Here is a 15,453-nt window from a genome sequence, read left to right on the forward strand (position 1 = left end):
TCTCCCAAAATCTTTTACTGTAAAAGATTTTGGAGTGATTGTATGTGTTGAAAACCACCGGCGTAGCCGGTGGTTTTCAACACATACAAAAAAAGCCTGACAACATAAATTGTCAGGCTCGAAATTTAATGGTTTAATTAAGCTTTGTTAACGTTAGTCGCTTGAGGGCCACGTTGACCATCTTCGATATCGAAAGTAACTGCTTGACCTTCTTCTAAAGTTTTGAAACCGTCACCTTGAATAGCTGAGAAATGAACAAAAACGTCGTTTCCGTTTTCAGCTGTGATAAATCCAAAGCCTTTGTCTGAGTTGAACCATTTTACTGTACCTGTTTCCATAATAAAAATCCTCCTTATGTTTCCATAAATATTTTGCAATTACTTGAAGGGTGAAAATGTGGAGGATGTTTACTTTAAAATGAAACAACTACACATATACTACCGAACAAAAACTACATCTATTACTATAACACAGAAACTTTGATTTGCATAGAGAATAGCTGACTTATTAAATTTTTCATTAGTATAAAAGAAGTTTGTTACTATTGTTATTTTTTCTGTTATAATACAAATATGTTAAGCGATAAATATGAAAGCAAAACAGAAATCACATTGATGAAATCTATTCCGAAGGCGCAGTCTTGGAGCTGCATAGATTTGAAAGCAGGAAGGGTTCAAGTTGTATAGATGAGATTGATTTTTCGTTAGCTAATAGATAGTTTTTACCTGATTTTCTAACTAATACAATATTTGATCTACCTTAATAAGAAATAAGAATACTTAACTAGTACCCGGAATACTGACAAACCAGTATTCCGGGTACGTCTAATTTCAGAGGATAATTTATAAACTTCATTTTATAGAAATGTGTAAATAAGCTGTACTATACAAATGAAGAACTATTTTATAGGAAGGAGATGGGGATGTATGATGAAGAATGAAGAAATTCAATTAGTTAAACCACTGACAAATTCGGGACAGGGCTATAATGATGTGAATCAACATGTTAAAAAGTATCGAAACATAGTAGCTCGGGAATGTAGAAAGTAAAATTTTCAGATTAATTCTCAGGATGAATACAAGCCTGATACATTAAAAGACTTGTTTCATCATTTAGGAGATGGCTGTTATATTGAATCAAATTTCTTTGTGAAATTTAAGAAACTATCTGCATATAAATACTTGTCTAATGAAAAAGCAAGTGTTGTTTCAAGAGATGGATTTATTTTTTTATTATATTTGTAATTGAGCCCAAAAGATGTAAAAGGAACTATTTACTTTAAACTGGTGCGAATCGCTCTTTTGCTTTTATATTCCCCATTTTTTAGTGCTTCAGCAGCCGAAAGTAAAATAAACAGTTTCTTTCATTGACAGCTCTTTTTTAAAATAATAAATGTTAAAAAATTTGCAGTATAAAAAAGCAAGCCGCTGATGAATAACAACGACTTGCTTCACTAAGCCTACTTATTCTAATATCGTAAGATTCCCAACAGTGATTTTTCATCTGGTGAAGATGGCTGGTCAAGGACAAAAACATTTCCACCCGTTTCAATCACTTGATAAGCAGTATTGTTTAAAAGCTTGCGGTAATCGAATTCTTTTGATGTCATTTTATTTGTCTCATTCACAAAATTTGATGTTGAAATAAAGAAATGTGACAGACGACCTTCTGCTGCTGCAGGTACAATGTCTACCATTTGATCCAGAAATTTCTTATCCAAAAGCTGATTGTTATTTTGGGTCTGTTGATTTTCCAGCTCCTGATTAATTTTTTTCGCTCCTGCTTTGATGTCTTTTATGGAAGCTTGAGCAGGTGAGAGTGAAACAGAAGGTGAGGCTTTAAAGTACGGATTTTTTGCTACTTTCTTAAATATTGTTTGGTTCTCAGGCAATGCATATAAATAAATTGGAAGTTTATTAGGGTTATCAAAAGCATCTTTTAAATAGGCATCAATTGCCTGATAGTAATTTGTCCAGTCAATTTCCACCTCTTCGTCTTTTGGGTTTACCCCGTGGTAGATAACGCCTTCTTTTCCTGAATTGGCAGCACTGGCACTTCCTCTACTGGAGTAATTTAAGTTTCCACCGGTTAATTCATCACCTAAAGTGCTTACCATGTCAGTCGGTGCATTTTTAGGAAGCTCGACTGCTGATACTTCATGATTGTTAACCAGATAAATTGACAAGGAATCTCTGTTTAGTGCAAGAAGATAATAGTTATGAGCAAATTGATTATCTTTGATAATGCCAAGCAGATAAGGTTTCTTACCAACATAGTACTGATTGTCTACAGGGACATTTTGTTTATAAATAAATGTTTGATCCCTGGTGAATATAATAGTGAGACTTTTGGTATTATTACGCCAGAATGCTGCATCTGCTTCTAATGTATCGATTTTTTCCTGAAATGGTGCCCAGTCAAAGTCGCTGAAACGTTTTTCAAAGCGGGCTTTTGCAGACTTTCCAAGGTTCTTAAAAGCCAGAATATCTTTATTGACATCCTGGTGGGCGACATGCACATTCAATACAAATGTGACAAAAGGACCTTGAATTTTATCCGAGAACAATTCATTAAAACGAGTTTTTCCATTATCTGACATAATCAATTCCTCCTATAGTGAAATGTTTTCTATCTATATAAAAAGTGTAGCATAGAGGGGCTAAAGTAGAAAATGATATGATTAGACATTGAAGATATATATTCTATTCTTTTCTCATGGAAATTTTAATAAATCCATATGGATTCCTCATGTGATTCTCTATGGTTTATATTAGAATTGAGCTATGCCAATTATCCCGAATTGGTTTTTCATACTTACTCCTACCAAGAGTAAATAACAACCTTCATTTCCACCACATTACCCGATGTGGTGGTTTTTTGCAGCTTTTTTTCAAAAGCTTTCTGTCGATGCTTATTTGTGTTTAAAGATTTTTCGGTTTTAATGTTAGTATATTCAATAAATTCTTATATGAAGTCAATTTGATATGCAGCGCTTCAAAGCAAGCAATAATGAGTTCTTGTATTTCCAAGATTTTTTGATGGACAGATAAAAATGCCTCTATAGGGATTCTCTCTAATTAGAATAGAAAGTCATCCGTAATTTTTTCGCAAATCTCCGTTCTTATATTTTGATTCTTTGAGTATTTGAAGATAGTCTCAGAAGCAGTTCATTCTGCACCTCTCACAGGTAATTTTCTTTATCATAAATTATACTATATTATTATTTAATAAATACGCAGGAATATTACTGCTCAGTTATTTTTGAATCAATGTTTTTTTACTTCAAATCAATCCTGTACTAAAATGTTTTTTTTCTGTTATACTTTTAAATAGAAGATTGAATGAACGAAGAGATCGTTATTTCTAAAGTGAAGAAGGGAGAATTAATAATGAAGTTGATTTTTCATGGACATTCTTGTGTAGAAATACAACTGGACGATGGAACCAATATACTGTTGGACCCCTTTATTACCGGGAACCCTGTATCAGATTTAATTGCTGATGAAGTGGAAACAGATGTAATTCTTGTTACACACGGACATGATGATCATATTGGCGACATGATTCCTGTCGGGAAACGAAATAATGCGAAAGTAGTAAGTATAGTGGAGATTGCTGAATTTGCTGCTGAACAAGGACTTTCCAGCCATGGAATGAATCTGGGGGGGAAATATGATTTTCCATTTGGACGAGTGACATTTGTCCCGGCGTTACACAGCTCCTGCTACAAGTTTGAGAATCAGAAGCTGTATATGGGAGAACCTGCTGGAATTATTTTTCAGGCTGAAGGAAAGACAATCTATCATGCGGGAGATACTGCACTTTTTTCAGATATGAAGTTGTTGGGTGAGCTGTATGAGATTGATGTGGCTTTTCTGCCGATTGGCGATAATTTTACAATGGGACCGGAAACAGCTGTGATTGCCGCAGATTATTTAAAAGCAAAAATGGTCGTGCCGATTCATTACAATACGTTTGACTTAATAAAGCAGGATGCGGAAGCATTTGTTCAGAAGTTGAAAAACAACTCAGGGAAAATATTGGCAGTCGGTGAAATGATTGAACTCTAGGAGGATAATATGGCGACAAAACATGATCAGATTTTACAGCATATTGAAGGTTTACCGATTGGCGATAGAATTTCAGTAAGAAGTATTGCAAAAAATCTTGGTGTCAGTGAAGGAACCGCCTATAGGGCAATCAAAGATGCTGAAAACATAGGGCTTGTTTCAACCATTCAGCGGGTGGGAACAATTCGTATTGAACGTAAGCTGAAAAAGCATATTGAAAAATTAACCTTTGGTGAAGTTGTTCGAATCATTGAAGGCGATGTTCTGGGAGGTTCAGGCGGCTTAGATAAAGTTCTCAACAAGTTCGTTATTGGAGCTATGACCAAGAAGGCGATGCTGCGTTATATCACTCCCGGCTCCCTGATGATTGTAGGAAACCGGGATGAAGTACAGAAATTGGCTTTGGAAAATGGCGCAGCGGTCCTGATTACTGGTGGTTTTGATACAACAAAGGAGATTGAAAAGCTGGCTGATGAATTGGAAATGCCGGTTTTACGGACTACTTATGATACATTTTCAGTAGCAACTATGATCAATCGGGCTTTAAGTGATCAGCTGATTAAAAAGGATATTATGCTGGTCAGTGATATCTATACAACACTTGAAAAAACTAATTATTTAACAGTATCCAACACAGTAGCAGACTACAAGCATTTGTCAGAGGAAACGAAACATTCCCGATTTCCTGTTGTAAATAAGAATATGCGTCTGGTGGGCATCATTACAGCAAAGGATGTAATCGGAAAAAATGATACTATGCTGATGGACAAAGTTATGATAAAGGAACCAATTGTTGTTAAGAAAACAATGAGTGTAGCTAGTGTCAGTCATCAGATGATTTGGGACGGACTGGAGGTCATGCCGGTTGTCAAAGATGATTTTTCCTTGGTGGGTCTGGTTTCCCGTCAAGATGTGATGAAGGCAATGCAGCTGGTACAGCGGCAAACTCAAATCGCAGACACGATTTCTGATCAAATTTCAGGAGAAATTGTGACTGTAGAAGAACAGAGTCCTGAAACCGGGAAGCTTGAAACTCCGTCTTTTAAGTTCCGGGTAACACCGCAAATGGTTAATAGTGTTGGGACGATTTCTTTTGGTGTTTTAAGTGAAATTATTTCAAATGTAACACAGCGGACAATGGTCGTGAACCAGAAAAGAAACGTACTAATTGAACAGATTAACCTTCATTATTTACGTCTGATTCAGCTGGAAAGTGATTTGAATATCCGTCCAAAAATATTGGAATTAGGAAGACGTTCCGCAAAACTGGATGTGGAAATTTATCTGGAAAATGCAATCGTGGCTAAAGCCATTGTTGTCTGTCAGGTTATGGAACGGTCGTAGGAGGGGAAGTAGCAGTATGAGTGTGAGAAAGGATATTTTCTCAACAATAAAGAACTATGAAACGATAATTATTCATCGGCATCAGCGGCCGGACCCAGATGCAATCGGCTCTCAGGTTGGATTGGCAGAAATTCTTCGTGCCAGCTATCCAGAAAAACGAGTGTATCAGGTGGGAGGAGCTGTCGAAGGACTTGAATTTTTAGCAGAAATGAATGAAATTGAAGATAGCATTTATAAAGATGCGCTGGTTATTGTTACAGACACAGCAAATTCGCCAAGAATCAGTGATGATCGCTATTCTTTGGGGGATAAATTAATCAAAATAGATCATCATCCGAACGATGAACCTTACGGAAATCTTGTTTGGATAAATACCAAAGCCAGCAGCTGTAGTGAGATGATTGTTGATTTTTATGATGAGTTTCAAGATGAGCTGGTAATGACAGATAATGCCGCACGATTGTTATATGCGGGAATTGTAGGAGATACAGGACGATTTCTTTATCCGGCAACAACGCCTCACACACTGGAAACAGCAGCTGAGTTGAGAGGCTATTCTTTTGATGCGACCGGTCTTAACCGTAAGCTGGAGGAGATGTCTTTATCTGTTGCCAAGCTTGCCGGATACGTTTATCAAGCGTTGGCTGTTGACGAGCAGGGAGCGGCTCAGGTGATTATTTCCAATGAACTTTTAAATGAAAACGGCATTGTTGATGCACAAACAGCAGCTATCGTAGCTCTGCCTGGTGCTATTGATGAAGTACTTGCATGGGGGATCTTTGTTCAGCAGCCTGAAGGCTATTATCGCGTACGGTTGCGCTCCAAAGGTCCTGTAATAAATGAAATTGCCAAGCGGCATCATGGCGGCGGACATCCGCTGGCAAGCGGCGCAAATGCCAGAGATATGGAAGAAGTCAATGTCATCTATCGGGAAATACAGGCGATCTGTAAGGCATTTCGCAAACAGCAGATAAAATAGGGTTGTTTAAAAATTAGCATTTTTAAAAGAAGAAAATTGATAAGCTTGTGCAATATATACTGAAAAAAGAACATTTTTGGAGTAGTCGATAAATTATTCTCTTAGAGCATTTTTTATTTTAGTAAAGTAACAAGAAATGTAATTTATTTCTGTCTTTATTTTTTCAGTCAAGTAAGCTAAACTTATACGGGTATTGGTTTAAAGAAGGGTCTTGAACCAAAAAGGATTAGTTATTACAGCGCTAATCTCAATAAATACGAATAGCCCGCTGCATAGAAGCAAGTGGAGACTGACTGAAAGAGGAGATAAAATGGATATTTTGCCAAATTGCCCGGAGTGCGGGTCCGCGTATACTTATGAAGATAGGGGAATGTTGATTTGTCCGGAATGCGGTCATGAATGGACTGCCGGTGAATCAGTGGAGGAAACGGGGCTTGTTGTTAAGGATTCCAATGGGAATGTCCTTGAAGACGGCGACACGGTGACAGTCATTAAAGATTTAAAAGTGAAAGGAGCCAGCGGAGCTATCAAGCAAGGAACAAAAGTCAAAGGGATTCGTCTGGTTGAAAGCAGCGACGGCCACAATATTGACTGTAAAGTAGATGGTTTTGGACCGATGAAGCTGAAGTCTGAATTCGTGAAAAAAGCTTAATAAAAAAATCCTTCCTGCTAAACAGCGTGGAAGGATTTTTTTAACAAGTTAATCATAGAATTGTTTAGAAGCAAAAAAAATGGTAGTTTAATCGTCAGTCAATTCTATTTCATAACAGCTCTACTTTTGCTCAGGATGTCCATGTTTTCTCGATTGTTGGAATAGATAAATCCGTTTAATTCCCCGCCCGCTGTTAAGTATGACTAAAAGAATACCAATAATTAAAGGCAGCCATAAAATTTCGGGAGGATAACCATAAAGTTTATAGGTATCTATGTTGGAAGTCCAAAGGGTTTGCTGCACCTGAAAGCTGAACAGGGTCATAAATGTAGAAATCAGTAAAAGAATGAATCCTATATAGTAATGAATGCTTGTTTTTATTCTGACTAATTCGAAAAAAAGATATAAAATCATTAAAAATATCGGTACACCAAATGCAAAATAGCTGTTTAGCATAATCTATCCCTCCCTTTTCTCTATAATAACTTTAACCAGTATATTTTTCAAAAATTACTTTCTTTCAACAATCATCAGAAATGACAAAAGTACATTTATTCTATAGACTGTAGAGGAGAAAGTGGGGAAGATACAATGTATATTTACGCAGGACCAATTAGGACAGCACTGATTATTTTTCCTTTTTTGGCATTTGCGATATCCTTTATTTTTATTATCTATGAATATCGAAAGTATGGTACGTTTCTTTTTTGGAGGGCACTTATTTTATATTCATTCGTATTCTATGTGCTGTGTGCTTATTTTCTGGTGATTCTGCCATTACCGCCTAGGGAAGAAGTGGCACATTATACCAGTCAGATCATTGAACTGCGTCCGTTTTATACCGTTGTTCGTTTTTTTACTGAAACAACCTTGGTTTTAGGCGATCCAAATACTTATATACCTGCTATGAAACAGGGGGTAGTTCTTGAACCGCTTTTCAACATTGTACTTTTAGTACCATTAGGTATTTATCTACGCTATTATTTTAAATTTTCATTTAAAAAAGTCGTTCTGACAGGTTTTCTTCTGTCATTGTTCTTTGAGCTGACACAGCTTAGCGGACTGTATCTTATATATCCTCGTTCTTATAGGCTGGCAGACATAAATGATCTGATCAATAACACATTGGGAAGTATGATTGGATATGCCATTACTCCTTTGTTTACTTTTTTGCTGCCAAGCAGAGAAGAGATTGATGAAGAAGCATACAGAAAAGGAGCACAGGTGACGGTTTTCAGGCGGCTGTCTGCTTTCGCTATTGACTGGTTTCTAATAGGTATTGTTCAAACCATTATTACGACAATCCCTCGCTTTAGCAGTCAATATCGGATGTGGGACGATCAGGTACATCTTTCTGACAATCGAATTTGGTTTTTTCCAATTGTCTTAATTGTCTTTATGCTAATTCCGACATTCACGAATGGTCAGACTATGGGAAAAAAGATTGTAAAAATCAGGATTGTGGAAGAAGGGAAAGCTAAAATCAGTTTTCAGGCGCTGTTTTTACGCTATGGTTATCTGTATTATATTTTTCAGTTGAGCAGTATCTATGCTTCTTATGCTGATGTATGGTTAAATTCAGCGAATCCAATACTTCAAGCCGTGAGCTTGATTCTGTTTATTTTCAGTCTGATTATTATTCTAATGTTCATATTCAGTATTGGTTATTCAATTTTGAAAAAGCAACGGCAGTTTTTTTATGAACGGGCCAGCCACACGTATACAGTCAGTACAATTACACCAAATAAAAAGTTTGAAAAAAGCACAGAGGAAGTATAGATTTTGTGTTATAATGCTTGAGGGCTAACGTAGAAAAAAAGAAAAGAGGTGGGGAAAATGAGTTCATTCGAACAATTTCAATTTCAACCATTTATCATGAAAGCTTTAGAAGAAAAAGGCTTTAAAGAGCCGACAGAAGTACAGGAAAAACTAATTCCTGTAATCAACAAAGGAAAAAGTGTGGTAGGTCAATCACAAACCGGCAGCGGTAAGACACATACCTTTTTACTGCCGTTAATGGATAAAATCGATCCGACTCTTGATGAGGTTAGTGTAGTCATTACAGCACCCAGTAGAGAGCTGGCTGGTCAAATCTATCGTGAAGCGATGCAAATCGCTCAGTTTAGTCAACCGGAAATACGTGTAACAAATTTTGTCGGTGGTACAGATAAGCAGCGTCAATTGGCTAAGCTTGGAAATCAGCAGCCTCATGTGGTCATTGGTACGCCGGGACGTATTTTAGATATGATTAATGAACAAGCGTTAAAAGTGCATACTGCATCTGCTTTTGTTGTCGATGAAGCAGATATGACGCTGGATATGGGCTTTCTTGAAGAGGTGGATCAAATCGCAGGAAGACTGCCTGCTCATCTGCAAATGATGGTTTTTTCAGCGACTATTCCAGAAAAATTGCGTCCATTCCTTAAAAAATACATGGAGAACCCAGTCGTTGAACATATTAAACCAAAAGCCGTTATTTCTGAGACGATTGATAATTGGCTGATTTCGACAAAAGGAAAAGACAAAAATCGCCTGATTTATCAGCTGCTAACAATAGGTCATCCCTACTTGGCGATTGTTTTTGCCAATACAAAACAGCGTGTGGATGAAATCACTGAGTTTTTAAAAGGACAGGGATTGAAAGTAGCGAAGATTCATGGAGATATTACGCCCAGAGAGCGGAAACGTGTGATGCGTCAGGTTCAGAATCTGGAATTCCAGTATGTTGTGGCAACAGATTTGGCTGCCAGAGGAATTGATATTGAAGGTGTATCACATGTAATTAATGCAGAAATTCCTGCAGAATTGGATTTTTTCATTCATCGGGTAGGGCGGACTGGAAGAAACGGCTTGGAAGGTACAGCGATTACGTTGTACGAGCCATCTGATGATTATATGATTACTCAGATTGAACAGTTGGGAATAAGCTTCCATCCTAAAGAAATTAAAAATGGCGAGATTGTAGAAACTTATGATCGTAACCGTCGTACAAAACGAGTGAAATCAAAAGATGAGCTTGATCCAACATTGATTGGCTTGGTGAAAAAGAAGAAGAAGAAAATCAAACCAGGCTACAAAAAGAAGATTGATCGTGCGATTTCGGCCAGCAATAAACAGAAACGTAAAGTTGAACGCCGACAGCAAACGCGTACAGCGAGAAAATCAAAAAAGAATTCAAATCAGTAAACTATTACAAACCTGAAGAGTCTGCGGCACTAGATGTCTGAGGCTCTTCATTTATTGTGGAAGAATGTTCGTTTTAGCAATTATTCAAAAGAGAGGCATGTTGAATTTTTTTTGGGGGATGAGCTTTGCGACAGAAAGCTTTTTATAGATTTTCAACAATGTTTTCTTCAAGTGTTCTATGCTATAATAACCAAGTTAGCATGTAAATGGAGGAAAAAATAAAATGGATGGAATCTTGCCCTTGTGGAAAGAAAAAGGAATGACCAGTCATGATTGTGTCTTCAAACTGCGAAAAATTTTACATACAAAAAAAATTGGACATGGCGGTACATTAGACCCTGATGTTTCAGGGGTTTTGCCGATTTGTATTGGTAAAGGAACCAAAGTCATTGAATATATGGTAGATTCCGGTAAAACCTATGAGGGAGAGATTACACTGGGCTTTTCTACAACAACGGAAGATGCCGGAGGAGAAGTGGTTGAACAGGAAATTATTGCAAAGCCATTTTCGCTGGAGGAGATTGATCAAGCGATGAAGCAGCTTACAGGTGAAATCACGCAGATTCCACCAATGTTTTCTGCTGTAAAAGTAAATGGAAAACGACTATATGAGTATGCTAGAAATGGTGAAGAGGTAGAGCGTCCGGAAAGAAAAGCGATGATTCATTCCTTCAAACGGACAAGCGTACCGATGTTTAATAAAGAAGAGGGAACACAGTCATGGACCTTTGAAGTTGTTTGCGGCAAAGGGACTTATGTCCGAACGCTTTCGGTGGATACCGGGAAAGTTTTGGGAGTTCCAGCACATATGTCTGAACTGGTTCGAACAGCCAGCGGCGGTTTGAAAGCAGAGCAATGCGTAACGTTGGCAGAAACTGCTGAAAAAAAAGAGCTGGGAAAAATTGATGACATCCTATTGCCCATAGAGATAGCAGTTGCTGAATTTCCAAGAGTCGATTTGACGGATAAGCTCTATGCCAAAGTGAAAAATGGTGTGTTTTTATCGCTTCAGGAATTGAAGCTTAATAAAATGCCTGAGGACTTAATTGCGCTGTATTATCAAGATTTGGTAGTCAGTTTATATAAACAGCATCCAGAAAAAAAAGAGTTGTTAAAGCCAAGTAAAGTACTTAGAAATAATTAAATAGAAGGAAGATTTGTCTTATGAAAATTGTTTCCATTCGTCACCCCTATGATCCGGCACAGATACCTGCTGATAATGTGGTAATGGTATTAGGCTTTTTTGATGGCGTTCATCAGGGACATCAAAAGGTAATTGAAACAGGCCGAAAAATTGCAGATGAAAGAGGTTTGAAGCTGGCAGTCATGACATTTAATCAGCATCCCTCCATTGTATTTCAAAAAGTAAAGCCAAATGAAATGAAATATTTGACTAGTCTTAAACAAAAAGAAGAACGAATGGCTGCTTTGGGGACTGATATCCTTTATGTTATTGAATTTACTTCTGATTTTGCGCATCTCAAACCACAGGATTTTGTAGATCAGTATATTGTTGATTTGCATGCTAAAGTAGCTGTTTCAGGGTTTGATTATACGTATGGACCAAGAGAAATCGCTGATGTGATGCATTTTCCGATATATGCCAAAGAACGTTTTGATATCATAACTGTTCAGCGTGAAGAGATGGACGGAGAAAAAATCAGCTCTACCAGAATTCGGGAAATGATGGATTTTGGGGATATGGAAGAAGTTGCTGATTTATTGGGCTATGTGTATGAAATTGAAGGTACAGTTGTTCATGGAGATGCTAGAGGACGGCTGCTTGGATTTCCTACTGCGAATATTCGTGTGAAAAGCACTGTTCGGCTGCCTCGTATCGGGGTATATGCCACACAGATTAAAATCGGTGAACATTGGTATGTTGGAATGGGATCAATCGGTCATAATGATACATTTGGTGACGGGCGCGAGCTGACTGTGGAAGTTTATATTTTGGATTTCCACAAGGACATCTATGGGGAGCAGGTTGTTGTTCGTTGGAATCATTACCTGCGTGACCAGGTAAAATTTGATGGAGCTGAACAGCTGATTGAACAGCTGAAGCAGGATGAGCAGGATACAGCTGACTATTTTAAAAACAGACATAGTAATTCATAATTAAACGAAGTATATTCAATCAGTTTAATTCAAAAATAAAATCGAAAAAGCAAACAGGCTGACTCGTTGAATTGGTATGCTCCCAACCTAGTAGACACTAGAAAAAACAAAATTTCTAATCTACTATGATGGGAGTTTTTGTATGCGCCGATAGTAAAATTTAGTGTAGAAGAAAAATTATTCTCCGTTCATCAGGTCCTTCAGTCAAGGTTATCTACCAATGCAGAGGCTAAAAGAATTGGTGTGGCAAATGAGACCTTGAAAGACTGGATTCGTAAATATGAAGCAGGCGGAGTTGAACGTCTTGAAGAACTTAAGACTTGGACAAGATATCCAGAGGAACTCAAAATTAGCGCAGTCAAAGCAGTTGTAGATAATGCGAAATCACTCAACGAGGTGATTGAAACATTCTCAATTTCTTCCCACAGTGTTTTAAGACAGTGGATTTCAAAGTATACTAGTAGGGAAGATATCAAATCTACTAGTAAAAGTTAGATAAAGTCAAAATTGGTTATGCAAGAGTTTCCAGCCAAGAGGATTGGAATAGAGGTTCAAAAATCTGCTTTAAGTGATTGCGACATTCTCTTCGCAGAGAAAGAAAGTAGCGGAAAAGATCATTGTCTAGAGTTAACCGATGTCCTTCATCTAGCGAAAGAATTATCAGATAAAAATAATGGGGGTATGCATGTGGTACAAATAAAAAATCCAAGCGGTCAAACACTCCAAGGCAAAGGCTAGGGAGCGAATAACCACTAATGTCATTTTTCTATCAGAGCTTTGCATACCATCTCACTAGATGTTCCTGCACCAGTGGGACTGGCAATAAGTGAGGATTTGTGATGATGAAATCTATGGAAATTACGAAAATGCTCGCCACTAGAGTTTTCAGACAGTTCCTAAAGTTGTGCAATTTTATTTTTCTGTTCTTCAGTCAGTTCAAAATCAAACAAGTCAAGATTTTGTTTTTGCCGTTCTTCATTATGAGATTTGGGAATAACGACTACTCCGCGATCCAGCTGGTATCGTAAAATAATCTGAGCCCATGTTTTACCGTATTCTTCACCAATTGAAGTCAGTATTTTTTTGGCTTCAGGACTGACTCTGGTTAAAGGCCCCCACGCTTCGGGAACAATGTTGTTTTCTAAAGAATAAGCGATAATGTCATCATTCCAGAGACCTGGATGCGATTCGATCTGATTAACAGCAGGCTTAATGCGAGAATGATCAAGTAGATGTTTCAGCTGTTCTTCGTTAAAATTGGAAACTCCAATGGCTTTCAATACACCCTTATCAGTATACTTCTCCAGTACTTTCCATACCGAAGTAATTTCTTCCGGATTATTCCAAGGATGATGAATCAGAAACAAATCAATATAATCTGTTTTCAGCGTACGTAGGCTTTCTTCAACACCTTTTTGAACAGCAGCTTCATTCGATGTATATTCTGGCTTTCCCGGCAGCTTTGAAGTGATAAAAAATTTTGACCGGGGAATACCGCTTTTAGCAATTCCAGAGGCAACCACAGATTCATTTCGATAGCTGATTGCCGTGTCAAAATGACGATAGCCTGCAGTAATCGCTGTCTCGATTTCAGTGGTATCTCCGTTTATTTTACCCATATAGTCACGATTTTCCTTACCAAAAGTATTTGTCCCGCTGCCGATAATCGGCAGTTCAATGCCTGTGTTTAACCTTATTGTTTCCATACAGCACCCATTCCTTTCTTTTGGAGCTTTTTTCTTATCTTAACAAAAATGAAGAGAGGAGACAAAGAATGCTGCTCTTTTTTGATAGGTTTATCATAGATAAGAAAATAGCAGATTCTTTAGTCAAAGCATATTTTGGCAATGCTGACCATATCCGAAAGGCATTACTAATATTCAACTTCAACCTGTATAATAGAAGTAACGGATTTTATAGAAAATGCTTATTTTTAACAAAAACATCATAAAAGGAAAGTGAATGCCTTTTTTAATGAATGATGAACCAAAACAATTTGATTGCCAAATAAAAGAATGAGTAATTGTGATTTTAGGAAATATTTTGTTCACTATCATTATGAAGCGAACAAAGGGAAGAATATATCATTATTGTTAATTAAATGGAGAAAGGGAGGCAAGTATGGAAAAGCAGGAAATTGTTAAGCATTATTTTGAATGTTGGATTAGTCGAGATTTTTCAAAAATAGAAGAGTATTTTAATCAAGATATTACTTATAGAGAGTGTTACGGGCCAGTGTATAAAGGAATCGGTGAGATTTATCAGTGGCTGGAACATATGCTGGAAAAGCAAATAGTTTTGGAGTGGTCTATTTATAGAATTTTGGAAGTTTCAGAAGATATTCTAGTTGTTGAATGGTACTTTAATGCGAAAGAAAAAGAAGAATATGCGTTTGATGGAGTTTCTGTGATTGAATTTTCAAAAGGAAAGATTCAAAGTATCTGTGAATATGAGTGTAAACATGTGACTTATCGTCCTTTTCTCAGAAAGTAAAGTGACGGTTTATCCTTTCAAAATCAGAATTAAATAGAACAGATTCAAGACTTCCTCAGGTAATTAAAGTGATGAATCGTCGCGTTTTCGGAATATTCTCTAAGAAGATATTGAAGATATTCTCTGATCAGTTGTCCTTATTTGGTGAAGCTTCTCCTTTTAATGATCTAGAACCCGCCCGCCCCAGGAATAGTCTGATGTAGGTCAAATTTTTCCAGAGGTTGAGCAGCGTTCGTCAATAGAGGTTCTCCTGATAAAGTACCTTGCAGTTTTCTTCTTTTGATACATCAAAAGTTAAAATATGAATAGGCTACACTTTGTTTGACAATTTTTCTGTGGAAAATAGAGCGTTAAAAAACACGATCTACGGTGGTTCGTTGGCGAAGCGAACCATTGACAATGAGTTGGGGGATGTTATCCGGAGGGAATCGTCTGTGCCGTTTCTAGGCTCAGGCGACAAGACGAAAACACATACCCCAGAAGGCTCATTGTCAATGGCAACCGTAACAGAACAAACGGATGTGCCTCAATTATTTATAGAAACTGTCAAAAAATTGTTGCCATTCCAATAAATGATATTGTTTTACTCCTTCTCTTATACTGAAAGACCT

15 protein-coding genes are annotated in these 15,453 nt (G+C 37.3%); 11 read left to right on the plus strand and 4 right to left on the minus strand.

The features are described from left to right. Window positions 1-137: 137 nt before the first annotated feature. Window positions 138-338: a cold-shock protein gene (locus LI954_RS08900; RefSeq protein WP_086275065.1), complete on the minus strand. Its 201-nt coding sequence runs from the start codon at window positions 336-338 to the stop codon at window positions 138-140. A gap of 1,130 nt (window positions 339-1,468) precedes the next feature. After that, window positions 1,469-2,599 (minus strand): hypothetical protein, encoded by a 1,131-nt coding sequence (locus tag LI954_RS08905; protein WP_229444287.1) that lies wholly within the window; start codon window positions 2,597-2,599, stop codon window positions 1,469-1,471. Window positions 2,600-3,389: 790 nt separating this feature from the next. Here LI954_RS08905 and LI954_RS08910 point away from each other — a divergent pair. The 4 genes from LI954_RS08910 to LI954_RS08925 all read left to right on the plus strand — a co-directional run bounded on the left by LI954_RS08910 (window position 3,390) and on the right by LI954_RS08925 (window position 7,045). Further along, window positions 3,390-4,070, plus strand: a complete 681-nt coding sequence (locus LI954_RS08910) for a metal-dependent hydrolase (RefSeq protein WP_229444288.1) — start codon at window positions 3,390-3,392, stop codon at window positions 4,068-4,070. Between the two features lie 9 nt (window positions 4,071-4,079). Next, a complete protein-coding gene (locus LI954_RS08915) occupies window positions 4,080-5,414 on the plus strand; it encodes a DRTGG domain-containing protein (protein WP_202068180.1) in 1,335 nt (444 codons plus the stop codon). Window positions 5,415-5,430: 16 nt separating this feature from the next. After that, window positions 5,431-6,393, plus strand: coding sequence for a DHH family phosphoesterase (locus tag LI954_RS08920; protein ID WP_229444289.1), 963 nt, complete (start codon window positions 5,431-5,433; stop codon window positions 6,391-6,393). A gap of 310 nt (window positions 6,394-6,703) precedes the next feature. Continuing rightward, window positions 6,704-7,045, plus strand: a complete 342-nt coding sequence (locus LI954_RS08925; protein ID WP_229444290.1) for a zinc ribbon domain-containing protein YjdM — start codon at window positions 6,704-6,706, stop codon at window positions 7,043-7,045. Between the two features lie 120 nt (window positions 7,046-7,165). Here LI954_RS08925 and LI954_RS08930 read toward each other — a convergent pair whose 3' ends face one another. Continuing rightward, a complete protein-coding gene (locus tag LI954_RS08930) occupies window positions 7,166-7,501 on the minus strand; it encodes a hypothetical protein (protein WP_202068183.1) in 336 nt (111 codons plus the stop codon). 135 nt (window positions 7,502-7,636) lie between these two features. On the opposite strand from LI954_RS08930, the gene LI954_RS08935 reads away from it, so the two are divergent. The 5 genes from LI954_RS08935 to LI954_RS08955 all read left to right on the plus strand — a co-directional run bounded on the left by LI954_RS08935 (window position 7,637) and on the right by LI954_RS08955 (window position 12,844). After that, a complete protein-coding gene (locus LI954_RS08935; RefSeq protein ID WP_229444291.1) occupies window positions 7,637-8,824 on the plus strand; it encodes a VanZ family protein in 1,188 nt (395 codons plus the stop codon). A 57-nt stretch (window positions 8,825-8,881) separates the two neighbouring features. After that, a complete protein-coding gene (locus LI954_RS08940) occupies window positions 8,882-10,231 on the plus strand; it encodes a DEAD/DEAH box helicase (RefSeq protein WP_229444292.1) in 1,350 nt (449 codons plus the stop codon). Window positions 10,232-10,454: 223 nt separating this feature from the next. Beyond that, window positions 10,455-11,375 (plus strand): tRNA pseudouridine(55) synthase TruB, encoded by a 921-nt coding sequence (truB, locus tag LI954_RS08945; RefSeq protein WP_202068931.1) that lies wholly within the window; start codon window positions 10,455-10,457, stop codon window positions 11,373-11,375. A gap of 20 nt (window positions 11,376-11,395) precedes the next feature. Further along, window positions 11,396-12,349, plus strand: a complete 954-nt coding sequence (gene ribF, locus LI954_RS08950) for a riboflavin biosynthesis protein RibF (protein ID WP_202068929.1) — start codon at window positions 11,396-11,398, stop codon at window positions 12,347-12,349. 138 nt (window positions 12,350-12,487) lie between these two features. Then, the gene (locus tag LI954_RS08955; protein ID WP_229444293.1) at window positions 12,488-12,844 is read left to right on the plus strand and encodes a transposase; all 357 of its coding nucleotides are present in this window, start codon (window positions 12,488-12,490) and stop codon (window positions 12,842-12,844) included. Between the two features lie 401 nt (window positions 12,845-13,245). On the opposite strand, the gene LI954_RS08960 is transcribed toward LI954_RS08955, so the two are convergent. Further along, on the minus strand, window positions 13,246-14,055 hold the full coding sequence (locus LI954_RS08960) for an aldo/keto reductase family protein (RefSeq protein WP_229444294.1): 810 nt from the start codon (window positions 14,053-14,055) through the stop codon (window positions 13,246-13,248). 415 nt (window positions 14,056-14,470) lie between these two features. Between LI954_RS08960 and LI954_RS08965 the strand changes: the two genes are divergently transcribed. Beyond that, window positions 14,471-14,842 (plus strand): nuclear transport factor 2 family protein, encoded by a 372-nt coding sequence (locus LI954_RS08965; protein WP_229441242.1) that lies wholly within the window; start codon window positions 14,471-14,473, stop codon window positions 14,840-14,842. Window positions 14,843-15,159: 317 nt separating this feature from the next. Next, a complete protein-coding gene (locus tag LI954_RS08970; RefSeq protein ID WP_229444295.1) occupies window positions 15,160-15,414 on the plus strand; it encodes a hypothetical protein in 255 nt (84 codons plus the stop codon). Window positions 15,415-15,453 lie beyond the last annotated feature (39 nt).

The organism is Enterococcus sp. CWB-B31 (assembly GCF_020567645.1).
GTDB lineage: Bacteria > Bacillota > Bacilli > Lactobacillales > Enterococcaceae > Enterococcus_L.

Coding starts and splice junctions, on each gene's coding strand:
- LI954_RS08900 (WP_086275065.1), bottom strand. CDS start 338: ATGGAAACAGGTACAGTAAAATGGTTCAACTCAGACAAAGGCTTTGGA.
- LI954_RS08905 (WP_229444287.1), bottom strand. CDS start 2,599: ATGTCAGATAATGGAAAAACTCGTTTTAATGAATTGTTCTCGGATAAA.
- LI954_RS08910 (WP_229444288.1), top strand. CDS start 3,390: ATGAAGTTGATTTTTCATGGACATTCTTGTGTAGAAATACAACTGGAC.
- LI954_RS08915 (WP_202068180.1), top strand. CDS start 4,080: ATGGCGACAAAACATGATCAGATTTTACAGCATATTGAAGGTTTACCG.
- LI954_RS08920 (WP_229444289.1), top strand. CDS start 5,431: ATGAGTGTGAGAAAGGATATTTTCTCAACAATAAAGAACTATGAAACG.
- LI954_RS08925 (WP_229444290.1), top strand. CDS start 6,704: ATGGATATTTTGCCAAATTGCCCGGAGTGCGGGTCCGCGTATACTTAT.
- LI954_RS08930 (WP_202068183.1), bottom strand. CDS start 7,501: ATGCTAAACAGCTATTTTGCATTTGGTGTACCGATATTTTTAATGATT.
- LI954_RS08935 (WP_229444291.1), top strand. CDS start 7,637: ATGTATATTTACGCAGGACCAATTAGGACAGCACTGATTATTTTTCCT.
- LI954_RS08940 (WP_229444292.1), top strand. CDS start 8,882: ATGAGTTCATTCGAACAATTTCAATTTCAACCATTTATCATGAAAGCT.
- truB (WP_202068931.1), top strand. CDS start 10,455: ATGGATGGAATCTTGCCCTTGTGGAAAGAAAAAGGAATGACCAGTCAT.
- ribF (WP_202068929.1), top strand. CDS start 11,396: ATGAAAATTGTTTCCATTCGTCACCCCTATGATCCGGCACAGATACCT.
- LI954_RS08960 (WP_229444294.1), bottom strand. CDS start 14,055: ATGGAAACAATAAGGTTAAACACAGGCATTGAACTGCCGATTATCGGC.
- LI954_RS08965 (WP_229441242.1), top strand. CDS start 14,471: ATGGAAAAGCAGGAAATTGTTAAGCATTATTTTGAATGTTGGATTAGT.